The following is a 23,024-nucleotide window of genomic DNA, read 5'->3' as shown; positions in this document are numbered from 1 at the left end:
CTACCCCTCCAATTCGAACGGCTTAGGGGCGTGGGTTAATACTTCATAACCATTTTGAGTTATTAAAATATCGTCTTCTATTCGCACACCACCAAAATTCGGAATGTAAATACCAGGTTCAATCGTGATCACATTACCTGCCTCTAATACATGACGGCAATTTTTATTAATAAAGGGCAACTCATGTAAAAACAAGCCAACTCCATGGCCCAACCCTTGCCCTGCCCATTTACCAAAACCAGAGTCATCGAGTACTTGCTGTGAGATGTTTTGTAAGTCTAGACAGTCAACACCTGCTTTGAGTAGGTTGATCGCTGCTTGCTGAGCATTGCTTACACTTTGATAGATTGCTGATTGTTTCTTTGAAGCTTTACCAAGTACATAACTGCGAGTCATATCAGAGCGGTAACCATTCACCACTGCGCCAAAGTCAAGAGTAATAAAATCACCTTTAGATAGAGTACGTTCACTCGGGCTGCCATGAGGCAGTGCACAACGCTCTCCAAACATTAAAATAGTGGCAAACGACATTCCTTCAGAGCCTAGTTTTTGCATTCTGAATTCAAGTTCCAGCGCTAGGTCTCGCTCTGTTACACCTTCTTTAAAATAGGGTAATGTTTGTCTAAGCGCTTCGTCAGCAATGGCCGCAGCCGCTTTTATTTGCTCGACTTCCCAATCATTTTTAACCATGCGTAAACGCTCAACCATACCGGTAACTTGTGTAACTGTATGACTAGTTAACTCACTTGCCACTTGCTGCCAAAGTGCAACATCAATAAAAGCGGCATCAAAACCTAATTGACTATTAGTCGTTAAAAAACGATTTATGCACTGACCTAATGTTTCACTATCACGATCACGGCTGACAACCTCAAAGCCAATAGACTCTTCTTGAGCTCGGCCAAAATAGCGATAATCGGTTATTAGTACACTTTCCTCCGCAGTTATTAACGCGTAAGCAGCATTACCGCTAAAGCCACTTAAGTAACGAATATTTTCATGGCCTAATACGAGTAGCGCTGTTAACCCATTTTTTTTTAATGCCTGCTTTAGTAATTGTTGGCGAGAGGTAAATTGATTTTTCATCGAAATATAAATCCTTGCTTTAGGGGATCATTTGGATCAATTAAAAAAGTATGTTTGCCAGTGACAAAGGCTTCACCGCTCACTCTAGGTATTACTGCATGGGTATCAGCTAACATGCGTTGCGCTTTTAGCTCAACTGAAAATATAGAGCCTAAAATACTCTCTATTTTTATTTGCTGTCCTAATTTAAGCCTGCCTTTTGCAAACTCTAATGCAGCTCTGGCACTCACGCCGGTACCCGTAGGGCTGCGATCTAATTCGCCCTCAGCAAAAATACAGACATGGCGGCTAAATACAGAATGACTTTTTTGTGAATTTGAATAGAAAATCACCCCATATAAAAAGCTTAATGTATCATCGGTCGGGTGTTTTGGTTGGTACTGGCTATTAACATGCTGCTTAATGATTTTTCCTAAGCTAATAATTTGTTCATGATTGTTGGGCGCCAAACTTACATCCAAAGTATCAGCATCTACAAAAGCATAATAAGCGCCGCCATAAGCAATATCACAATTGACGGCACCAAACAGAGGTATTTCTATTGGCATATCAAGTTTTTCTGCATAACTTGCAACATTATCAAAACAAACACTTATTAGTTGGTTATTTCGAAGAGTAATATACGCCTTGATAAGCCCTGCTGGTGTATCTATACGTAACTCATTAACGCCTTCAATAAAGTTGCAAATGCTGCTATCTTTAGCTGCTGTGGCAAGCGCTATGATAGCGTGACCACACATTGTGCTATAGCCTTCATTATGTAAAAACAGTACGCCAAAATGGCTATCTTTACGTTCAGGTTTTGTGATCAACGCGCCGTACATATCAGCATGACCTCGGGGTTCGAACATCAGTGCTTTACGTAGGTGATCGAATCTTGTTAGGCAATCAGCTCGCTTTTCAATCATGGTTTGCCCTTGTAGTTCAGCAAACCCATCAATGATTATGCGTAAAGGTTCACCGCCGGTATGCATATCAAGAGTATCCACTTGCAGCCAACCATCTTTAGGCTGTTGCCAATGAGAATATAAACTGTTCGTCATAGTTAACCTTAAAATTTATACGAAAAATGCCAAGCAGTTTCCTGCTCAGCATTAAGGCTGTATGGCTCAAATGAGCATGTGCTTAAACATCAAAACAACACACTAATATTACCCTCAGATAAATAGCTTAGTAGGTTGTTTTCAAACAGCTGTTTCACCAGGGAGTTAAAACTCTATACGTGCAACTAAAGACACATACCGCGCGCCTTGGCGCCCCGTCACGAGTCCATAGTCTGGATTCAGTTCTAAGCCATTATCACCGTACTGCGCACGCTCTTCATTGATTGACATAGCACTATCACCATCAAATAAGTTATAGACGGTGCCTTTTAAAGTCATATCGGTACCAAAAAAGTCCGTGTTATAAGTCAAAGACATATCGACATTCGTTAACCAAGGTAGGTTTCCTTTGCTACCACGAGGAGCTGGATTACCATTTTCATCGTAATGTGATGCTTGATCATAGTATTGGCTAATACACGCATCCCAAGGATTCCCCTCTGCACAGCTATCTACGCCCGCTGGATGAACTGAGAAGTAACTTTTTGGACGGCCTGATGTAGTGCGGGCAACAAGGCCTATGGTCAGAGCTTCGGTGATGTTATATGCACCACTGAATTTAAATGCATGGCGGTGGTCGTTAGGTAAATTACCGTAGCCGTGATCCATCAAATCGCCATAGTCATAAGAGGTTGTCCAGCCTGGGTCGGCTTGATCATTATCTGTTTTCACAAGCCCTTCGGTGTTACCATAACTATGTGACCAGGTATACGAGGTGTTAATACGTAAATCATCCGTCACATTACCATCTAGAGTAAACTCAAGTGCTAAGTACTTACGATGCGCCTCTGGTAAAGCAAGTTCATCAGCACTTAAATTAACCTCATCAACCTGACCATCACCGTCAAAATCATATGACATTTGAATAGCTTCACCTGGGTTATTCAGCACATAATAAGAGCCTTGACCCACGTTATCGGTAATACCCATTTCAGCCAGTTTTTTAGCTAATACCGGGCCGACATCAGTGTCTTCAACACTGCGTCCAAGGTCACGATAAATCGCGCGTACACCCGCTGACATAGTATCGAACACTTCTTGCTGATAGCCGATAGTAAATTCATCACTGTACATTGGTTTTAATGAAGATGAAGCAATCAATCCTGGTTCAGTAATACCACGCTGACGCCAACGCCTATCTCGTAGCATATCTCCTCTGCTTGGCGAGCCATCAGCCATTAAACTTGGTGCACCGTTTGCGTCTAATTCATCTAACTCAAAATACTCAAACCATTCAATTGAAGCTGATCCTTGGGTGATATTCATGTTCGCAGATACGGGTTGAAAATAGCGTCCATACGTAGCAAAGATCTTAGCACTGCCATCACCCGACACATCATAAATTGCTTGCAAACGCGGTGCTATTTGATTGTCAATATCAACGAAGGCACGCCCATCTGATACTGTGTTTTCAAACTGGCTATAGCGTAGCCCCATGTTAAGCACTAAACTATCGGTTGCTTGCCATGAATCATTAATATAAAAAGCGAGTGAAGTTGTATCAGAATCGACTTCGCGACTTCGAACTCGTCTTTCTATAAAGTCACTCCCCAAAGGTGCACCTGATATATCATTTTCACCGGCAGTTTTAACTGTCCACCATCCCTCTGCATCACCGATGCCGTTTTGGCCTTCAAAGTAGTCCACTTTTACATTAGTATAATCAATACCAAACTGAATTGAGTGCATATCTAGATCCCAGTTGAAATCAATTCTTGCTTGGTCGCGCGTGAATTCTTGTTCTGTCACAGACGAGTTTGTATGTTGACTCAAAGTGATAAAGCCATCACGCTCATCCCAAACACCTGGATTTGGTGATGCGACCACATTTTCAACGTTTTCTGTCACTCGGCCAACGACAGCTGAAACAGAAAAAGTATCAGTTAAGTAGCCATTATAATTTAAGCTATATACTTTACCGCCATCTTCCCCTGGTGCATCCACACCTTGTTGCTCACCAATCACATTCTCTTGCCAGCTGTAAGCAAAGGTTTTATCGGTCCAAGTGCGCTTATTGTTCATTGCTGAAAAACCCACTGAGTGATCTTCATTTATAAACCAATCTACTTTTGTGAACCAGCGGTCTTCATCACGCTCAAAATCAGAAAAAGTTGTTTGTCCTGCGCCTGTAGACTCTTCACGGCGAGGTGCGAATAAGCCATAAAAAAACAGGGTATCTTCGATAATTGCACCACTAGCCCATAACTGTAGTTCTTTAAAGTCGTAACTACTTTGCTGTGTATTGGTGCTAATTGTGCCATTTTCTTGATAAATAGAATCGTGCTGGCTACGTAAACTATCAGGATCCCAACGTACTTCTGCCCCGAAGTTAAAGTCATTTTCACCGGATTTAGACACTGCATTAACAATACCGCCAAGTGCTCCACCAAATTTAGGACTAACACCCCCTGTTTTCACTTGCGTTTGTGAAATAGCTTCCCATGGCAAGCGAATTGAACCCAGACCTGTACGAATACTGGTTACGTTTAAGCCATTAAAGTAATAACCATTTTCAGCTGCTGATGAACCACCAAAGCTCGATGCACCATTAAAATTTGCGCCGCCCGGTGCCGCAGTGCCTGGAGCTAGTAAAGCGATACTTTCAAATCCTGTGTTTACTGGCATTGCTTTTAATTCAGCATCACTGAATGTTAAACCCGAAGTAGACGAGGCCATATCAACACGGCGAATGGCTGATCCCGTAACAGCAATGCGCTCAATATCGCTACCGGCTTTATATAATTGTGCATCGAGAATAATGGATTGCCCAATCGTCACAGCGACATTTTCTTCTACTAACGGCTCAAAACCTTCTTTGCTTATAGTGACATCATATATCCCAACGGGCACATTGCGCAGTAAATATTCACCATCATTATTGCTGATAATGGTATACACTAAACCTTTACTTTTATGCTTTAAAGTTATTGTTGCCCCAGTTAAATCGTTGCCAGCGTGGGCCACCACATGACCTTTAACAACACTACTACCATCAACTGCTTTTGCTGTAGGGGTCATTATTAATGCAGCTGTTACCGCCGTTGCTAACAGCGATTTAATGCCTATTCCCCGAGTTTGCTTTTTATTATTTGTAAACATGTGAATGTTCCCTTGTTCCTGTTGGTTTTTAATGCCTATCTAACTTAGACAACAAAAAATATACACCTATTACATATTGTATACAATATTAAATATACACAAAATTCACATTTAAAAATAACCAACTGATCTTAATAGTAAAAAAATTTATGAACTTTCGATCCAACAGAAAGGAGCTATTTATGGTGCTAATTGGAATAATAAAAAGAGGGGAAAGGCATCACTTCTTTATTATTGCTGCTGGAAAGCTAAAGCGATGCCTAAAGTTATAAATTAGAGTTTAGTAGCCTGTACTTATTGCCAGATATATTTTTTAATTACTATTTTCACCTTCTAATTTTATAAGTAATCTTTTTATATCGTTTTTAGCTTTAACAATATGATTTTTTAGAAATTCACAGGCATTTTGACAGTCTTTTTTTCTGCATAACTCGAGTAAAGTACGGTGCTCTTCAGGAGCTTTTGTTAAACCGCCTGCCAATAAAATATGCATACGTACATAGCGCTCTGAGTTTTTGCTGTACATATCAACCAACTCACGGGTTTGTGGGCGCGCGGCGCGGCTGTATAATTTAGCATGAAACTGGCTGTTTAAATCGCCAGTGGCAAGGTGGGTATCGCCGGCATCCATGGCACTTTCAAGCTCAGTTAAAATAAGCTCGGCATCAATTAAGTCTTGATCAGTTAAGCTTTGTATTGAATGTTTTAATAGCTCGGCTTCAAGAAGTGCTCTGAGGTCAAAAATCTCATCAATTTGCGATGCCGAAAGCTGTGTAGCAGTCGCACCTTTATGAGCTTCAAAATTGACTAGTCCTTCGGCTTCTAGTTGTAGCAAAGCTTCACGTACTGGAATCCGACTTACGTTTAGCTCAGTGGCTAATGCTGCTTGACGTAATGGATCTCCCGCTTTTATTTCACCTGAAAGAATTTTTTCACGGATAGCTTCTGCAACAAGCTGAGTTCGAGTTTTATGTTCTATGGCCATAGTAATTTCTATAAATTGCATTTGATATACATTATACCTATAAAAACACGCATGCCAAGTTAGAATCCTTCACAATAAAGAGATAGCGGGAAATGCAATTTCCACTCCCGCTACAATTAACTAAGACTGATAGCAAATTGGTCGCAAAAATCTCAACATTGCATTTAACCCAACGGAAGTGCTACGTACATCTGTGGAGCTTGGAAATGGTCCACCATGGTTCATTGAGCTACACACTTCTACACCGGTTGGCATTTGATTGTGTATTAAACGCCCTACTTTGTATTGTAGCGCTTCAATGACTTTTTCTGCACTAACGAAATCATCACTACTTCCATGCACACTTGCTGTCAGCTGACCTTCAAGCGCTGCTACTAGTAAACTTAACTGCTCCATGCTTTCATACCGAACCAATAAAGCGGCTGGGCCAAATACTTCTTCACGTAATGCAGGGGTTGCTAAATAGGTATCAACATTACAGGCAAATACATGGGCATTACCATGAAAGTCTTCTGTAAGTGCGCCTTTTGCAATAAGCTCTACGTTTTCGAGCTCACTGCGCTGGCTAACTTGCTTTTTAAAGGTCTTTACAATACCTGGGGTTAATAAAGTATCTGAGGCGGCTGCACTAATGCAGTTGGCTACCTCGGCTTCTAATTCATCACAGCCCGTTGGTACCAGCCATAAGCCAGGACTGGTACAAAATTGGCCATTACCCATTAGCATTGATTGGCAAAGAGCTTCAGCCATAGCTTTACCTTCATTTTGCGCTTTATTGGGTAAAACTATTTGTGGGTTTATGCTACCTAGCTCACCATAAAATGGAATTGGTTCTTGGCGTTTCGCTATAGTAGCTTGCAGTAAGTTAGCCACATTAAACGACCCAGTAAAACCGACTGCTTTAATGGCCGGAGCTGCGACTAATTGATGCGAAATATCGTAAACATCACTTTGCAGCACTGAAAATACACCTAGCGGCATATCACATTCTTTAATCGCAGCAAGCGCTGCACGAGCCATTAGCTCCCCTGTGCCTGGATGCGCAGTATGATTTTTAACAACCACTGGGCAGCCTGCTGCAAGTGCGGCGGCGGTATCCCCCCCGAGTGTTGAAAATGCATACGGAAAATTAGACGCACCAAATACAGCTACAGGCCCAAGCGGTAAGTAATTAAGCTCTGTACGAGGTTTAGGTAGTGGCGAGCGATTACTATCAGCTTCATCAATCAGCTTTAAACCTAGTGGTGAATCTGGGTTTTCACGCAGTGCACTGGCAAATGCTTTTAACTGATTAACCGTGCGCATTCGCTCACCTTGTAAGCGTGCCATAGGTAAATTGGTTTCTTGCGCGGTTTGCGTTAGTAAATCATCGCCAAGTGCTAAAATTTGCTCTGCAATACTCTCTAAAAAATCTGCACGCTGACTAAAACTCGTTTTTCTGTACTCGATAAAAGCATTATCAGCAGCATTAACTGCCGTATTTAACTGAGTACTCGTTACATTAAAGTAGCGTGTCGATAATGGTTGATTTTTAGCCGGTGAAAAGGCTTGAAATTCACCTTGCTCAGCGCGACCTTGCCATTGTCCGGCAATTAGGCTTTGTCCTGTTAATGTCATGCTTTTCTCCTCGTTAAATTACTTGAAACCCATAGGCATATGGGTCGTCGTCATCTACTGTAATGGTGCTCGTTCCGGTTACCCGAGACCAGCCGCGAATGCTAGGTAAAATAGCAGTTTGACCTGCCACTTCAGACACCTGCTCTATACAGCCAATAAACTGGCTGCCAATATAACTTTCATGAATAAATGCATCGCCTTGCTGCAATAAGCCTTTACTAAACAACTGAGCCATGCGGGCGCTAGTGCCTGTTCCGCATGGTGAGCGGTCAATGGCTTTATCACCATAAAAAACCGCATTAGCGGCGTCAGAACCAGAGTTTTTAGGTATACCTGTCCACAACACATGGCTAGCACCTTGAACGGTAGAATCAAGTGGATGTATACATTGTATTTTGGCGTTAATGGCATCGCGCACTAGGGGGCTGTACTTGAGTATTTGCCCCGCGCTTAAATGTTCAATGCCCTTAAAGTTACCCTGTGGCTCGACAATAATATAAAAGTTACCACCAAAAGCGATATCAACCTTTAACTCACCCAACTCTGTGATATTGATACATATAGACTGATACGCTAAATAAGCAGGCACATTATAAATTTTAACCCACTGTACTTTGCCATCCGTCATTTCATAATTGACCTGAATTCGTCCTGCTGGCGTATCCAGTTTTAAAGTACCGGGGGTTTTAGCATGTAGCAAACCATGCTCTAAGGCGAAGGTAACAATACCCATTGTACCGTGGCCACACATGGGTAAGCAGCCGGAAGTTTCTACAAATAAAATGGCTGCATCACCATCTTCGCTAGTAGGTGGGTATAAAAAACCGCCCGACATCATATCGTGACCTCTGGGCTCAAACATGAGCGCTTGACGGATCCAATCATGGTTAGCTAAAAAGTCCTGGCGCTTTTCGCTCATGGTATTTCCCTGTAACAGAGGGTGGCCACTTGTTATAAGCCGCACAGGGTTACCGCAAGTATGGCCATCTATACAAAAAAATGTTCCTTTGCGCATCACTTAATCCAATTTAGGTTTATTTACATCAACACAATACGCTTTCGCAGTATCGTTAAGCGTTGATGAAGAAGTTTTTTCATTTACAACCAGTAGTTTAAAATCTGCTATAGCTTTTACTATAGCGCTGCCAACTAGTTGCCATGTAGAGCTAGCTAACTCATCACTATTAAACTGAGCGGCCATTGCTGGGTTTATGCCATGCCAATTGGTTTTCATTTGCCTATTCCGAACTGAATTTATGTTTGATATGATAAGTATATTGTATACAATAATCAATATCCTATTTTAATATTGAATTTATAGGTACACACCCTTAAAAGATTACAAATAACAAATTACACATAACTAATTGAAAGTTATAACTAAAAATGAGTTAGAAAGAGCTTGTAGAGTTTTTTCTTACTACTTGTCAGTAAATACAATATCGATTTAGTCCTTAAAAAAACGTATAGCGTTTTACTTTTATCATCAGGGGAAGGTAATTTTGGCCAATAAAAAAACACAAAGAGTCGCTGTGATCGGTGCTGGTGTAATTGGTATTTGCACAGCTTTACAGTTACAACAAGCTGGCTTTGCAGTGACGCTATACGATGAAAATGGCCTAGCGCAAGGCTGCTCAAAAGGTAATGCTGGGCACTTTGCCACCGAACAGGTATTTCCTCTAGCGCAGGTAGCATTATTAAAAAAATTACCTGCTATGCTTTTTAACCCATTAGGGCCATTGCGCATTGATTGGCGCTATGCAATAAAAGCTCTCCCTTGGTTTTGGCAGTTTATTAAAAATATGCCTACTGCCAGATTTATTGCACATACACACGCTCTCAAAGCCTTAAATGAACATGCAATTCATGCATATGAAAGATTATTAGCAAACTATCAACTGGGCCACCTGCTTACTAAACAAGGGAGTTTACTTACCTTTGAAAAAACCCCATTGGTTGATGTGCAGCGCACCTTGGCTATGTATCAAGCGCAAGGAATTAAAGTAAAGCTACTTGATACAAAGCAAGTACATGCTCTAGAGCCCAGTTTATCCGACAAAATAAATCACGCTTTATTATTTGAAGACGTTGCTCATAGTATTGAACCACATTTATTTTGTATCCAATTAGCGCAAAAGTTCAGTTTATTAAAGGGGCAATTTCGTCAACAGAAAGTAGTTGCTATCACGCCTAAAAGTGAAGGTTTTATGGTGAGTGATGAACAAGATAGTCTCAATTTCGATAAAGTCGTGATCGCAGCGGGTGCTTGGAGTGCCTCTCTCATCGAGCCGCTTGGATACACAGCACCTTTAGATACCGAGCGTGGTTACCACTGTATGGTTAATATTAACCATGGCCTAACACGGCCCGTAGCTTCTGCTGAACGGAGTCTTATCATGACCCCGATGAGTCAAGGGTTAAGAGTGGCAGGCACAGTGGAGTTTGCGGGTATAAATAGAAAGGCTAACAATAAACGTGCATTAGCTTTACTGCCCCATGCACAAGCGTTATTAGCTAGCCAGCCTCTTAGTGCCACGACTACATGGATGGGCTGTAGGCCATCATTGCCTGACTCATTACCTATAATAGACCAAGCCCCCAATCACAATAACCTGTACTTTGCCTTTGGTCATCAGCATTTAGGGTTGACACAAGGAGCCATAACTGCCGAGTTAATTACAGATTTGTGTCTCAATAAAGCCCCCTCCATAAATTTAGAGCCATATTCTATAAACCGGTTTATGCGCTAATTCTTTAAAAATTATAATTAAACAAATACATAGGAGAACCTAATGATGACCAAAGGTATTAGTACTCAAACGAAAGAACAAGCACTTGCTAGTCTTTCCAATATGACTCGCGATTTAATTCCCATTCAAGCTGATGAGCATCTAGCCCGTATTGCCCGTGCTCAAGAGTATATGCAAGCCAATAATATTGATGCCATTTACTTAAATGCAGGGACTAACCTTACTTACTTTACGGGTATGCGCTGGTACGCAAGTGAGCGCATGGTCGGTGCTATTTTACCCGCGAAGGGCGAAGTACAATATATAGCCCCTGATTTTGAAATTGGCTCTCTCAATGGCTTTAAAGTTATAGAAGGCCCAATTCGCGGCTGGCTTGAACACGAAAGTCCTTATGCATTATTTGTCAAAGTGCTCACCGAAATGGGTATTGCTGAGAGCGGCACTGTAGGGATTGACGAAAGCGCGCAGTTTTTCATTTTCGATGGCATAAATAAAGCGCAAACAGGCTTAAACCTCGTTAATGCACAGCCTGTTACAGCTCATTGCCGCATGCATAAGTCAGCCAATGAACTAATGCTAATACAGCGTGCGATGGATATGACCTTAAAAGTTCATCAGGCCACTGCCAGTATGCTATATGAGGGTATAAGCACGACTGAGGTAGAAGAATTTATTAAACAAGCCCACCAAAAAGTTGGCGCGCCAGGTAACTACTTTTGCATAGTTTTGTTTGGCCTCGCGACATCATTTCCTCATGGTATCAAAGAACCACAGATTCTTAAAAAAGGAGATATGGTTTTAATTGATACTGGCTGTAAAGTACACGACTACTTATCAGATATTACACGCACTTACGTATTTGGTGAAGCTACGGACCGCCAACGACAGTTTTGGAATTATGAAAAAGCCGCACAAATGGCCGCTTTTGATGCAGCTCAAATAGGTCAAAGCTGTGAAAGTGTCGACCACGCTGCCCGCTCTTACTTAGCTGAGCAAGGCCTTGGACCTAAGTATCAAACTCCTGGCTGCCCACACCGTACCGGGCATGGCATAGGCTTAGACATCCATGAATGGCCTTATTTGGTCGGCGGTGACAAAACACCTCTAGCCGCTGGTATGTGCTTTAGTAATGAGCCAATGCTAGTTGTACCTGGTGAATTTGGTGTGCGTTTAGAGGATCACTTTTATATTACTGAAAATGGTCCAAAGTGGTTCACTGAACCCGCTCATAGCCTCGAAAACCCATTTGGGTTATAAGATAAATATACTCATTGCTGCACGGCGAATGCTTACCGTGCAGCTAATTAGTACTTGAAAGAACTAGAAAACGAATTAGCCTAACAAGTCCAAAGCTTTGAGTCTCTCTCTAGCTAAAAGATATCTTGCACAAACGTCATCAATTTGCTGTTGAGTTAATTTATTACCGAAGGTACGAAGTCCACCATCCTTATCGTCATGATGAATTCCAAATGCGCACTTAAGGTACTCCATAAGTAGCGGTTGAGCATCCAAGTAAGAGATGGAATTCATAGCCTGAGAAATTTTGTTAGCCTCAGCCCATTCCCCTTTATTTACATACTCCTGCATCGTCACACTCGCTTTTGGAAAGATACAACCTACACCTGTGATCCCGCCACATGCTCCTGCTAGTCCGGCATACACAGTGACAGTGTCTACACCTGCCAAAATTTTTGCATCTTTGTTTTCTAACATTATCGTCTCAATGATTGAAACATCTGACGTCGATATTTTTAACGCAGTTACTTCAGGAAGCGCAGCAAGTTTTTTAAGAAGCTCGGTTGAGAGCGCATGGTAGCCAGCTGCATCTGGGTTGTTATAAGGCATAATTGTAATGCCAGCCTCTTTAGCGGCTGTTGCACAAAGCGCATAATATTCATACATATCTTCATCACTAGGTGCTTCTTTGGTTTTTGGTGGCATAACCATGACAGTATCTACGCCAACAGATGCAAGTTGCTTTACAATTTCAGCTATTTCTTCTTTCGTTTCTGCCGCAGCACCACTGATCAGTGGCACACTGTATTCTTTTGCAACATCAGAAAGAGCTTCAAGTAAAGAAAGACGCTGATCAACACTTAGATAACTATTTTCACCTAATGTGCCTGAGCCAACAAGCCCCCCCATTCTACTACCGCCTTTCCCTTGTACTTTTAAAATTTCTGCAGCGTATTTCTTTGTTGTATCAAAGTCTATTTCAAATGATCCAGATTCAGACTCTTTTAGCCATGTGAATACGGCCGGCATAACTGAAAAGCGCCAATCTGTGTTCGTTGTTTTCATCATATTTCCTGTTGCTTAAAGGTAACTCCTATAAATATTAACACAAATAGAATATTGTATACAATATTCTATTTGTGTTAATTCTCTTGTAATTTGTGAAGCTTAAGCTATGGTGATTAATTTATGCCATAGTGTGATTAGTCTGGTGAACTGAATTAAACAGTGCCAATTATTGGCACCATTTACCTTGCTTTTGAGCAATTAGTAATAAGTGTGCTGCGCTCCATGAAAAGTTAGGCGCTCCTTGTTGCTCACCATTAAGCGGATTATAATTCTCACGTATTGGCGCATTAGAAAGCAAACCATTGGCATGATTTAATAGCTTTTCACTTAATTGCTGAGCTTGTTTGCAATAACCGTAATGACTCATACCTACTAACCCAAAGTAAGCTTGATCAAGCCATACACGTCCACGCCAATAAATATCCGCACCGAAAGCCGGGTTAGTCAGCGCAGCACTGCCAAGCGGAACGTAAGTATTAAACTCATTGTTATCAAGCATTGTTTTTACCACATCACTGGCCTGTTCCATACTCGCTACTTGATTAAACAACGGTGACCACCCTTCAGGACCTTTGCCTCTTTTTACTAAAGTCCTCCCAGCGCAACCATTCGCTAAGGGGGTATCTGCTATTTCAATGTCGTAGTAGAAGCCTGTATTTTTATCAAACATGCACCGATTGATATAATCCCTTAACTGAGCGGCTTGCCTTAAAAAGTAACTTGCTTGGTGCGGTAATTTAAGCTGCTTCGCTATTTTACTTAAATAACGGTTATCAGCAGCCATATAAGAGGCTTGATCCACAGATTCTTGCAATAATGAATACCCAACTAATGTACCTGTATCATTACGATTTTCTGCAAAACCAACGTGCCAGTCACCACGAATCCCGCCGTTTTTTATATAACGATTTAACTGTTGATTATTTATAAAACCAAACACAGCAGCATCATCACGACCAGATTCCCAAGATGCGGCTGTTTGTGCCGGAACTTTAATTTCTAAGGTTGCTTCATCGCTTAGGTAAGTCCTATAGTTTTTTAAGCCACTTTTTGTTCGCCAACCTGCCGAGGTTTTTACTTTAAACAATAACTTACCGTCACGAGTATTATGAGCTTTATCAACAGTGGCACCATACTCAGGCACACCGTTTTTGTTATGATCACGGTTGCGTAACCACCATTCACGATAAGCAACTAGTTTAGGATACATGCGTCTGAGCCACTGAGTATCGCCTGTATTTTCAAATACCTGCCACACAGCCCAAGCTGCCAAGCTTGGCTTAGTATTACGCTCATTCCAATTTGTGCCGTCACCACCGCGTTTTGCACTAAAATTATAGGCCACTAAGTCAGGTATAAATCCAGCATCCCATGGCCTGACAGCATCGTTTGGCGTTATTTGATGCTCAAACACAGCATTCAAATTTTGTTTTGCAAGCTCTGGATTAAATGTTACCAGTGCATATGCCTGCTTGTAACTATCCCAAGGCCAAGTTTGATTACCTGAAAACCAGCGACCGGTAACGGCTGGACTAACGGTATCAAAACCTACTGCACCAGCTTTACTGCGCCAATTTCCAATTAACGTTTCAACACTTTTTACTGCAAGTTTTTGTAGAGCTGGTTGCTTGTTACTAATTGGCTGTGTGGCTTTATTTATATACTCTTGCCAACGTAATTTACTAAGTGATAAATGATGTTCGGGTTGCTTTAAAATTTTATCAATAACCTCTTTTTCACGTACCGCTTCTTGATTATTTAATAAATATGAATAGCTTGTGTAGAATGTACGATTGTTTTTTATGTGCGTTGTGCTTGAGTAACTTAGGTCGTCATGACGTGTTCTAACCGCTAACGTTTTTTTAAGCAATAACTGTGAGCTCCCCGAAGTGAGTATGTGTCCATGCGCCCTTACTTTGCCAAAACTAATCGCAATACTATTGTTGGTGACTTGCCATTGGGGATTTAATTCCGGATAAACCACAAATGGCGAACGCCCCTCTCTTTCAGTGCCATTGTTAGCACGTAAATGGTTTATAAGCTGTCCTGCAAAATGTAATGTAATAGGCTCTGTGGTTTTGATCTGTGTTTTAACTAATGAAGTGCGATTTGTCACAAAGCGCAAAGTAAGTATTATGTTTACCCCGTCACCGCTTAGCTCTTGCACTAACGCGCCGGGTAAGCTGTAAGCCCGCATTGCTAGCTTCACTTTATTGGCCTCGTCAATTTTCTGGCCTTTATAAACAGTCAGCTTTTCTAAATAAGGTGCTATAAAATTTAAATACTCCTCAGTAACAATAGCAGGCCCGGTGAACGCGCCGGCGTTTTCACCTGTTGGTAACAAATGTCCATGCCATGCGCCTAAATCAAAAAGAGGGCTAAAACGTTGGTGGCCGCCTTGCTCAAAGTCCTGCATATAATATGGGCTGCCGGTTCTATTTATTAAGTTCTTATAATTAACCACCTCACTGGCAGCAGCCTTACAATGACTGATTAAAAGCACGGTGATTAAAATAAACAGATTTTTAAAAATCATTTATTTAGTCCTTTTTGTATCGCGCTAATAAATAAAAACCAAACCCAGTAGCTAGTGCAATGCCTGCAAATAATAACCACATGATTTCAGGTGACTTTATCTCTTTGACCAGGTAGCCGTAGCTCCACCCAGACAAAAATCCAGCAAATAAAAAGCCTAATGCCATAGACACAAAGTAATAACCCATAAACATAGCAGCACTGCCTTTTGGAGCTATGCTGGCAACATACTCTTGGCTTTTTGGAGAGGTGAGCATTTCACCAAAAGCAATTAATAATATAACCGTTACCACTACTAAACCTCCCAACTGGCTTAGTAATACCCCCGCACTCATTAATAACAACACTAAAAAAGCACCTGCTGTGACAAGTAAACCGCTTATTAAGACAGATATAACTTTAAAATGCTGACATTTAACACTTACTATTATTTGTAACAGAACAATAGCTGCAAAATCTAAATTAATCAGGTATTCAGGGTTTACCTGTCGGTATTTAAGCCACTGCTGCGCCACTTGCATACTTTGCTCAGCTGAAAAGTTAGAAGCACTAGCTTGTTTAAAAAATAACGCTATTTCAGCAACAGGAACATTAACTTTTAAGTGGACTAACTCTAGACGCACTGCCTCTAAATTTATCTCTTTGACTGGTGTTAGACTTTGAGTAGCAGCCAGTGTTTGCAGTTTGTTACTTAAAGCTTGAATATCAACATAAGCAAAAAAATCCACTGCTGATTGACCAAAGTAACTCAAGAGTGCAACTAAATCTTGAGTATCAATATAGTCACGTATAAACAGAGGTAGAGTATAGAAAAGTTGGTTATATACCGTCCAAAACCCCGTTAATATTGCTAAATATAGTGCAAAACTACGGTTGCTAACCCTCACCGGTTGTAGATACCATTTAGACGCTTTTTGCACGCTTACGCACTTATCCCATAACCAGTTCGCAGCTAACCAAATCGTAATTAGTGAAAAAGCTTGAGTGTATGTTAACCAGCTAACTCCCCCCGTCATTAAAATAATTACACTGGTAAACAGTAATAATGCGAAACGGCTGTTACCCAAAACATGTTGAGCTTGCTGTAAAACCGCTGCCGCACCTATGCTGCTACGTAGTTTACTGCTTGACTCACGGTAAAAAAGCAATGGAATAAAATTAACAACTATCCAAGATGCCGACATAATAAATACCGCATCCCAACTAATAGTCCGTAAATACCCAGCCACTAACGGGCCTATGAAGCCCCCCAAATTAACCATAGTGTAAAAAATACCAAAGCCTAAACCCCGGTTACTGTCGTTAGTGTTTTGACTTATAGTGCCAACTACCACAGGCTTAAAGCAGGATGCACCAAAAGCGACTAACATTAAAATCATAAAGAACGAATTAAAGTCTGTCACTTGACCCAAAAAGTAATAACTCGGCGCCATCACAATAAATGAGCATGTAAACATTTTTTTATAGCCATAGCGATCGGCAAAAGCCCCAGTGATCACAGGTAATAAATATAAAAAAAACGGAATTATCCCCTGTACTGCACCTCGCTCTGCATCACTAAATCCGACCCCCCCTTGTTCAACGGGTGTGGTCATATATACCGATGATACAGCAAAGAAACCATACCAAGCTAAACGCTCAAAAATTTCCATGGTATTAGCCAAATAGAAACCTAATCCAAAGCTACGCCAAGTTTGTTTATTTTTCTCGGTTCCCTGCTGTGCTGCTGATTGTAATTGTTGGTTATTATTCATAGTTTACTTTTTCAATTAAACACAGTATTTTATATTGCATACAATATACACTTAAAGCAAATAAAATGACAAAAATTATATCTCTCACATTATTAACTTTACTACTCATGGCCTGTCAGCCCACGCCTAATTCTAGTGCGAATAATAAGCCTAGTATTGGCAATATAAAAAGCAGCCCAAGTAAAATGCAAGCAAACATTACCGTGCAGGGCTATACCAGCACACTCAATAATATCGATATAGAGTTTTTAGGAAAAAAAATTCCATATACATACAGCGATGGCAAAATAGGAAATAGTCGGGGCTACAACTGGTGGGTAAGTAAGCACTTTGCGCTAAAAAGTGATCTACCTAAAGAAAAAGTCACGCTTTACTTAGAGCTACTTGAAATGGCATACCCACATTATGTTGCTTTATTTGGTATGGCTCCCCCTAATATTGAACGCCAACGCATTGCCGTTGTTTATGGTAGTAGTCGATCCCGTGTTCGAGAAGCCATGCTTGATGATGGTTTTTTACGTGGGGTACATAAAACTGCCGGTGGTGAAACCATGTTTTATAACCGTGCCGGATATAATTTCCCCAGCCACCGTGAGCACCACCAGCGCTATATAGTTATTCACGAAACCATGCATGCTTTTCATATGGCATTAAACGGCCATTCAACGTGGGCACCTAATTGGATCACCGAAGGTTTAGCTGATTCGATTGCTCACCATGTTTATGATCCTAAGCAAAAACAACTCACCGTTATGGTATTTGATCGCGCTCCAATGAATTACATTGAAACCGGTTTAAAACAATATTACAGTGCAAATAAACCTACAATTGAAGAAATAAATGACGATCCTGCACTAAAACGTGGACTTAATTTTTTTATAATTCATTACCTTTTAAGCTCTCCTGAACGGGCACAGTACTTTGCTCACTTTATTGAAGAGCTCAGATTAGCAAACCCACACAGCGAAGCCACACTTTCAACAGCTAACTCACTGCTTAAGAGTACTTTTAAAAATTGGTCGGAAATAGAACAAGGTTTTGCTGATTTTGTAGAAAATATCCAGCCTAGCTTCCATATTGTATCGGGCCCTTGGGAGCAAGACGGTAACGCTTACTGGCTACGTAATACTCAATCGACGGCATTATCGCGGTTAGATATTACCCCCCCCTCAACGGCTAATCACCCAGTCATGGACTTTCCTGCTCCAAAGCCGAGTTCACTCATTGATGTAGCAAATAAACACCAAGTGGCCGCGCTAATCGAGTTCGAAGCTGCTCAATTACATCGAGGAAAAATTGGCATAGCACTACAAGGAAAGCGTGACCAACAAAATCTAAAATATCGTCGTACTTTTGTTGGTGAAGAGCAGGCAAGTGATGATCAATTGCTGATGCTGCTTATTGAAGATGGCAGTCACTTAATTATAAATGCACAAAGCTACGATAACTTTAAAGCAAAGCAAATAGCCCTGACACCTGAGATAAAAAGTGCATTAATCGCAGATAAGAAACTTGCAATAAACCTAACGCTCGAGCAAGCACAATTAAGCATTAACTTACACGCTCAAAGTAATAGTCAAAAAGTAACCCAACAATTTTCTATTCCCCTGAATAAGCAAATGATTTCAACACTTAACAGCGAAAAGATCAGCTTAATAGGTCAAAATAACAACCATAAAATCACCCCGTACTTATTTAACCCTACCCCCACTCGCTTGGTGTCTGTCACAGCAGAGAATGCGCTTACAAACCCTTGGCTTTTTAAAAATTATGCTCTATTAAACCGAATGTTTAAAACCTGCCTGCAACACGAGAGATTTATACCACAATGCGATCTTGAATTGAGTAATATTTTGGCAAAACTCCCCTCTATAGAGCTGCACGATGAAGCCAGTTCTGAACTAGAGTTCTTGGAAAATCAATATATAGCCACATTAAATAATACTGGTTTTAGTACTCTTTCCGGGGTTAAATCTGATATTTATTATCACCAAAAAAGGCCTTTTTTAAGAGTGGTCAATCCAACTGGTTCCCCTTTAGAAATTACTGCACAAGTGATACTCACAAATAGCGCTGATAAGCCAAGCAAAACTCATCAGCTAAAACGCAGCTTGAGCTCAGGAACACATAATATCTCACTGCCAACAGAAATAAATGCTGAAAAGATTACTATTGCGCAAACTCTCAAATGGAAGTCGTTAACGCACCAAACTACGCTCTCCAAACGAGTAACCCCGTTTAATGGCGTTGAGTTTAATATAGTAAAATCGAAAGAGCATGAAGACCATTGGTTAGTAGAGCTTAATTTATCAGGGCCTTATTCTGGGGATACAATTGGTGACATTATTCTAACCTCGACATCATTCGAGCAAGCCACTCCCGCAAAATCTCAACAGAAAAGTGTTGATTTAGCACCTTATGAACAAAAAAAATACATCTTCAAAGTAACAAAAACTGACAAACCACAACAGATTTCTGTAAAGGCCATTTTAAATGTTGATGGTGAGCCTATTCGCCTTATTCAAGAGCTAACTTTGTCCTAAGCTTAACAATAGGACAAACGCCACTTTCGAAAGAAAGTGGCTTTAAGCTTCTCTTTAAATAACCATTATTTAGTCCAGCGTTAACTGAGTTGCTTGCTTCCTTTCTCTTCATACTCAGCCACCTATGCCCTAATTTAATTACCTTTCAATGTACTCATCAATATTGAAGTTGTCAGCTTTATCGACACTTTTGCAACGTAAGTACAATTGAATGTTTATTTATCAACTTTACATCTAAGTAGTTCAATTTATAAAAAAGATAAAGGGGGGGTTTTGACCTTGAAGAAATGAACCTTTGCATTTGTTTCTTTATAAAAAAGAGCCACCAGAAAACTGATGACTCCATTATATAAAGTACGTGAGATCACGCTTTAAGTTTATATATAAACTAACGACACCCTTGACTGTTAAAGTCGACGACTAAGCTTGCACCAGTGCTATTACCAGCTACTTTTAGGTAGCCCCAGTATTCACTCTGGCCTGAAATATAAATACACTCTCCATTTCCGCTATTATTTGACTCAGCCACTTCATTGTTACCATTTGGCCAACCACTTGCAGCGTAGCTTAGACTTAAATCACCACTACCATTAGCGGTGGTGATCGCAATACCATTTTGGCCTTGAACATCTGCAATGCTAAACCACATAGGATCGCTATTACCTAGACAAATTACTTCGCCATCATTTAAGCGGCCACTGCTTCGGCTGCCTTGACTAGCACATACATCTGGCACGTTAGAAGTCACTTGGGTAAATGATGCTGTTAACTGAACGTTATCAAATGCATTATAACCTCTAACCATCACATGGTATCGGCCTACTTGTGCAGGGTTTATAGCACACGACTCTTCGTTACCACCAATGTAAGGGCGACAATCATATATAGCTTCACTCGGTGCTGCTTCAAAACTTACATATAAATCCGCATCACCTGTACCACCAGTTAAATTAAACATAAGGTCGCTGGCGCCTGAAGGAACATCAAAAGTGAAATATAAAAATTCATCTTGAGCGCCACTGATGTTAATTGGCTGGCTATTCAATAGCACACCATCATCAACACTACTGTCAGCTTCGATAGTTGCTACTGTAGTGACAGTTTGGCTTGCACCTTCATTATCAACCACAGTTAATGTTATGGTGTATTCTCCTGCACTTGTGTAACTATGAGTAGGATTTGCCAGATTTGAACTGCTACCATCGCCAAAGTTCCATTGATAACTGGCGATACTACCATCGCTATCATTACTACCATTACTCGTGAAGCTAATATTGTTATTTTGCATGCCAGAATACGGGCCATTAATTTGTGCTATTGGTGGGGTATTAGTGCTCGTACCTGCAACTAAGTCATCGCACCACTGTACAAATTCATTCTCATAGTTATTGGCCCACTCTACAGTTTTTGATTTATAGGCACTCCAATTACCAGTGCGGGTATGAGCCAACATGGCATCAAGTTCGTTGTTGTGACGTTCAAACATAAAGCGAACAGCTAAGTAACCCCAGCGATAAATTCGATCTTGATCAAATCCATCATAGGTGGTGTCAAAAATTTGCGCTAGTGTATAGCGCGAGCCATCACTAATAGTGGCTTTTGCAGCATCGTTGTTATTTAAATTAGCAACATACTCTGCAACCCCCTCTGACCACCAGACAATATCTTCTGTGGGTGCGTTAAAGTCACCATATAAGTCGAAACGGCCATCTAAATAGTGAACATACTCGTGCTCTAAGTTCCATACATAGTGCTCTGCATTGGCATAACTTGCTTCATAAGCTATAAAATTAGCTTGATTGCCAGCTACAGATGGGTCACCTTCTAAATACATACCGCCATTGTTCGTATCTATACCAAAGATAGCACCTGCGTACTTGCTATAATCGTCACTACTGTCAAAAATATTTACTTGTAAAAAGTTATTGTTGTCATCAGCAACAGGGGTGTTATTTGTGGCTAGCTTATTATGAAAAAGCCCTTCTTCAGCGCCCATAGCATCACATGCTGATGCATGTTGAATAGCCGTCATATTTTGTGAGCGAATTTTTATAGTACTACTACAGCTATAACTTTGTGACAACACTTGTTGAGTTAGTTCATCAACAAAGCCACAAATACCGTAGTCATTACAATCTGCGTAATAACTTACAGAATCAGCTGCTGCAAGCCATACTGCATCACCATAACCAAAACTGTTATAGGTGCTAAAAATAGCTTTCAAACCAGTATCAACACTTGCTTGTATTGGCGTGCCTGAATATTGTTTTAAACGAGCTAGTTCACTGGCAGCGTTAACAATCAAGTATTGTGCATCTGAGTCTATCATCCACTGCTTTTGAGTAAATGCGCTTAGCTTAGCAACTAAGTCAGTATCAGTGCCGATAGCGGTTACAAATGCATCATTCCACTGGCCACGATAAAGTAGCGTGAAAATACCATTAACAGCACTACGCATATTCCATTTTGCAGCATAACTCTCATTGAAGCGCGTTAACCACTGCTTTACCACGTTTAAGTAACGATGCTGCTGCTCAGCACTATCCATAGTTATGATAACTTCAGCAAGTGTTTTACCGTGTCCATCATTATCATCATAAAAGTGGCTATTGTTTACAAATGCATCTATAGCATCAACTACTGCAGGCTGTACCCAAGAACTAAAATTCACGTCACCGTTGTAAAACTCAACATAAAAACCCGCACGCAAATATAAAAACAGCGCTTCTAAGTCAACATCTCCACCACCAGCATAAGTCTGTGAGAGTGACTTAGCATGATTTGCAACGGCATACATGTTATCTGAACTGTAAACTTGACTCTGAATAGAGGATGGCGCACTAAATAGTTCATTAATACAACTAGTACCTTGGCTTTTAAGTTCAGTGATAATTGCACTAGTGCTTGCACTTGCCATCGCAGCTAAATCACAACTGACAACGGCGGCTTGGCTGCGCATCATAAATTGATTAAGTTGTTGTGGCTGCTTTTGCAACTCAGCTATAGGGGCTTTTTCATTATGTTGGTGATCTACACCGTGATGATGTGTGCGCTCAACTTCTGCATTTTTTGGTGTAAACAAGCGCTCTTGCAGGTTAGCTGATTGAGCTAAAGAGCTTGCTCCAAGTATAGGTAGCGCCAGAATTAATGTTTTAATTTTCATAATTTACCTTTGATAATTATTGTTTTCTCTATCCAACTCGAAAAGAGAAATACTTTTGTAACATTAAATTATCATTGTATACAAT

Annotated in this window: 14 protein-coding genes; 3 read left to right on the top strand and 11 right to left on the bottom strand. The window is 40.7% G+C overall.

Annotated elements, in window-relative coordinates; translation table 11 throughout:
* From MTN97_RS07870 to MTN97_RS07840, 7 genes are all read right to left on the bottom strand, one after another.
* Positions 1–1,086: a Xaa-Pro peptidase family protein gene (locus tag MTN97_RS07870; protein ID WP_036980015.1), complete on the bottom strand. Its 1,086-nt coding sequence runs from the start codon at positions 1,084–1,086 to the stop codon at positions 1–3.
* On the bottom strand, positions 1,083–2,129 hold the full coding sequence (locus MTN97_RS07865) for a proline racemase family protein (protein WP_214552092.1): 1,047 nt from the start codon (positions 2,127–2,129) through the stop codon (positions 1,083–1,085). Before MTN97_RS07865 ends, MTN97_RS07870 begins: the two co-directional genes overlap by 4 nt.
* A gap of 165 nt (positions 2,130–2,294) precedes the next feature.
* Positions 2,295–5,288: a TonB-dependent receptor domain-containing protein gene (locus MTN97_RS07860; RefSeq protein ID WP_248474099.1), complete on the bottom strand. Its 2,994-nt coding sequence runs from the start codon at positions 5,286–5,288 to the stop codon at positions 2,295–2,297.
* A 313-nt stretch (positions 5,289–5,601) separates the two neighbouring features.
* Complete coding sequence (locus tag MTN97_RS07855; protein ID WP_036983306.1) at positions 5,602–6,273, bottom strand: GntR family transcriptional regulator; 672 nt, start codon at positions 6,271–6,273, stop codon at positions 5,602–5,604.
* Positions 6,274–6,393: 120 nt separating this feature from the next.
* On the bottom strand, positions 6,394–7,890 hold the full coding sequence (locus tag MTN97_RS07850; protein ID WP_248474098.1) for an aldehyde dehydrogenase (NADP(+)): 1,497 nt from the start codon (positions 7,888–7,890) through the stop codon (positions 6,394–6,396).
* Between the two features lie 13 nt (positions 7,891–7,903).
* Positions 7,904–8,905, bottom strand: a complete 1,002-nt coding sequence (locus MTN97_RS07845; RefSeq protein WP_248474097.1) for a 4-hydroxyproline epimerase — start codon at positions 8,903–8,905, stop codon at positions 7,904–7,906.
* Positions 8,906–8,908: 3 nt separating this feature from the next.
* On the bottom strand, positions 8,909–9,124 hold the full coding sequence (locus MTN97_RS07840; RefSeq protein WP_248474096.1) for a hypothetical protein: 216 nt from the start codon (positions 9,122–9,124) through the stop codon (positions 8,909–8,911).
* Positions 9,125–9,392: 268 nt separating this feature from the next.
* Here MTN97_RS07840 and MTN97_RS07835 point away from each other — a divergent pair, with 268 nt between their 5' ends.
* Both MTN97_RS07835 and MTN97_RS07830 read left to right on the top strand, forming a co-directional pair.
* Positions 9,393–10,640, top strand: a complete 1,248-nt coding sequence (locus tag MTN97_RS07835; RefSeq protein ID WP_248474095.1) for an NAD(P)/FAD-dependent oxidoreductase — start codon at positions 9,393–9,395, stop codon at positions 10,638–10,640.
* Between the two features lie 42 nt (positions 10,641–10,682).
* Positions 10,683–11,897, top strand: a complete 1,215-nt coding sequence (locus tag MTN97_RS07830; protein ID WP_248474094.1) for a Xaa-Pro peptidase family protein — start codon at positions 10,683–10,685, stop codon at positions 11,895–11,897.
* 75 nt (positions 11,898–11,972) lie between these two features.
* On the opposite strand, the gene MTN97_RS07825 is transcribed toward MTN97_RS07830, so the two are convergent.
* From MTN97_RS07825 to MTN97_RS07815, 3 genes are all read right to left on the bottom strand, one after another.
* Positions 11,973–12,941, bottom strand: coding sequence for a dihydrodipicolinate synthase family protein (locus tag MTN97_RS07825; RefSeq protein WP_248474139.1), 969 nt, complete (start codon positions 12,939–12,941; stop codon positions 11,973–11,975).
* A 169-nt stretch (positions 12,942–13,110) separates the two neighbouring features.
* Entirely contained in the window at positions 13,111–15,480 is a 2,370-nt protein-coding gene (gene ygjK, locus MTN97_RS07820; RefSeq protein WP_248474093.1) for an alpha-glucosidase, read from the bottom strand.
* A 4-nt stretch (positions 15,481–15,484) separates the two neighbouring features.
* A complete protein-coding gene (locus MTN97_RS07815; RefSeq protein ID WP_248474092.1) occupies positions 15,485–17,233 on the bottom strand; it encodes an MFS transporter in 1,749 nt (582 codons plus the stop codon).
* Between the two features lie 65 nt (positions 17,234–17,298).
* Here MTN97_RS07815 and MTN97_RS07810 point away from each other — a divergent pair, with 65 nt between their 5' ends.
* Positions 17,299–19,776, top strand: coding sequence for a hypothetical protein (locus MTN97_RS07810; protein ID WP_248474091.1), 2,478 nt, complete (start codon positions 17,299–17,301; stop codon positions 19,774–19,776).
* Positions 19,777–20,164: 388 nt separating this feature from the next.
* Here MTN97_RS07810 and MTN97_RS07805 read toward each other — a convergent pair whose 3' ends face one another.
* On the bottom strand, positions 20,165–22,939 hold the full coding sequence (locus MTN97_RS07805) for a collagenase (RefSeq protein ID WP_248474090.1): 2,775 nt from the start codon (positions 22,937–22,939) through the stop codon (positions 20,165–20,167).
* Positions 22,940–23,024: the final 85 nt, after the last annotated feature.

Source organism: Pseudoalteromonas sp. 2CM36K (assembly GCF_023161865.1).
Classification (GTDB): Bacteria; Pseudomonadota; Gammaproteobacteria; order Enterobacterales; family Alteromonadaceae; genus Pseudoalteromonas; species Pseudoalteromonas tetraodonis.
This window is presented reverse-complemented; position numbering and strand designations above follow the sequence as displayed.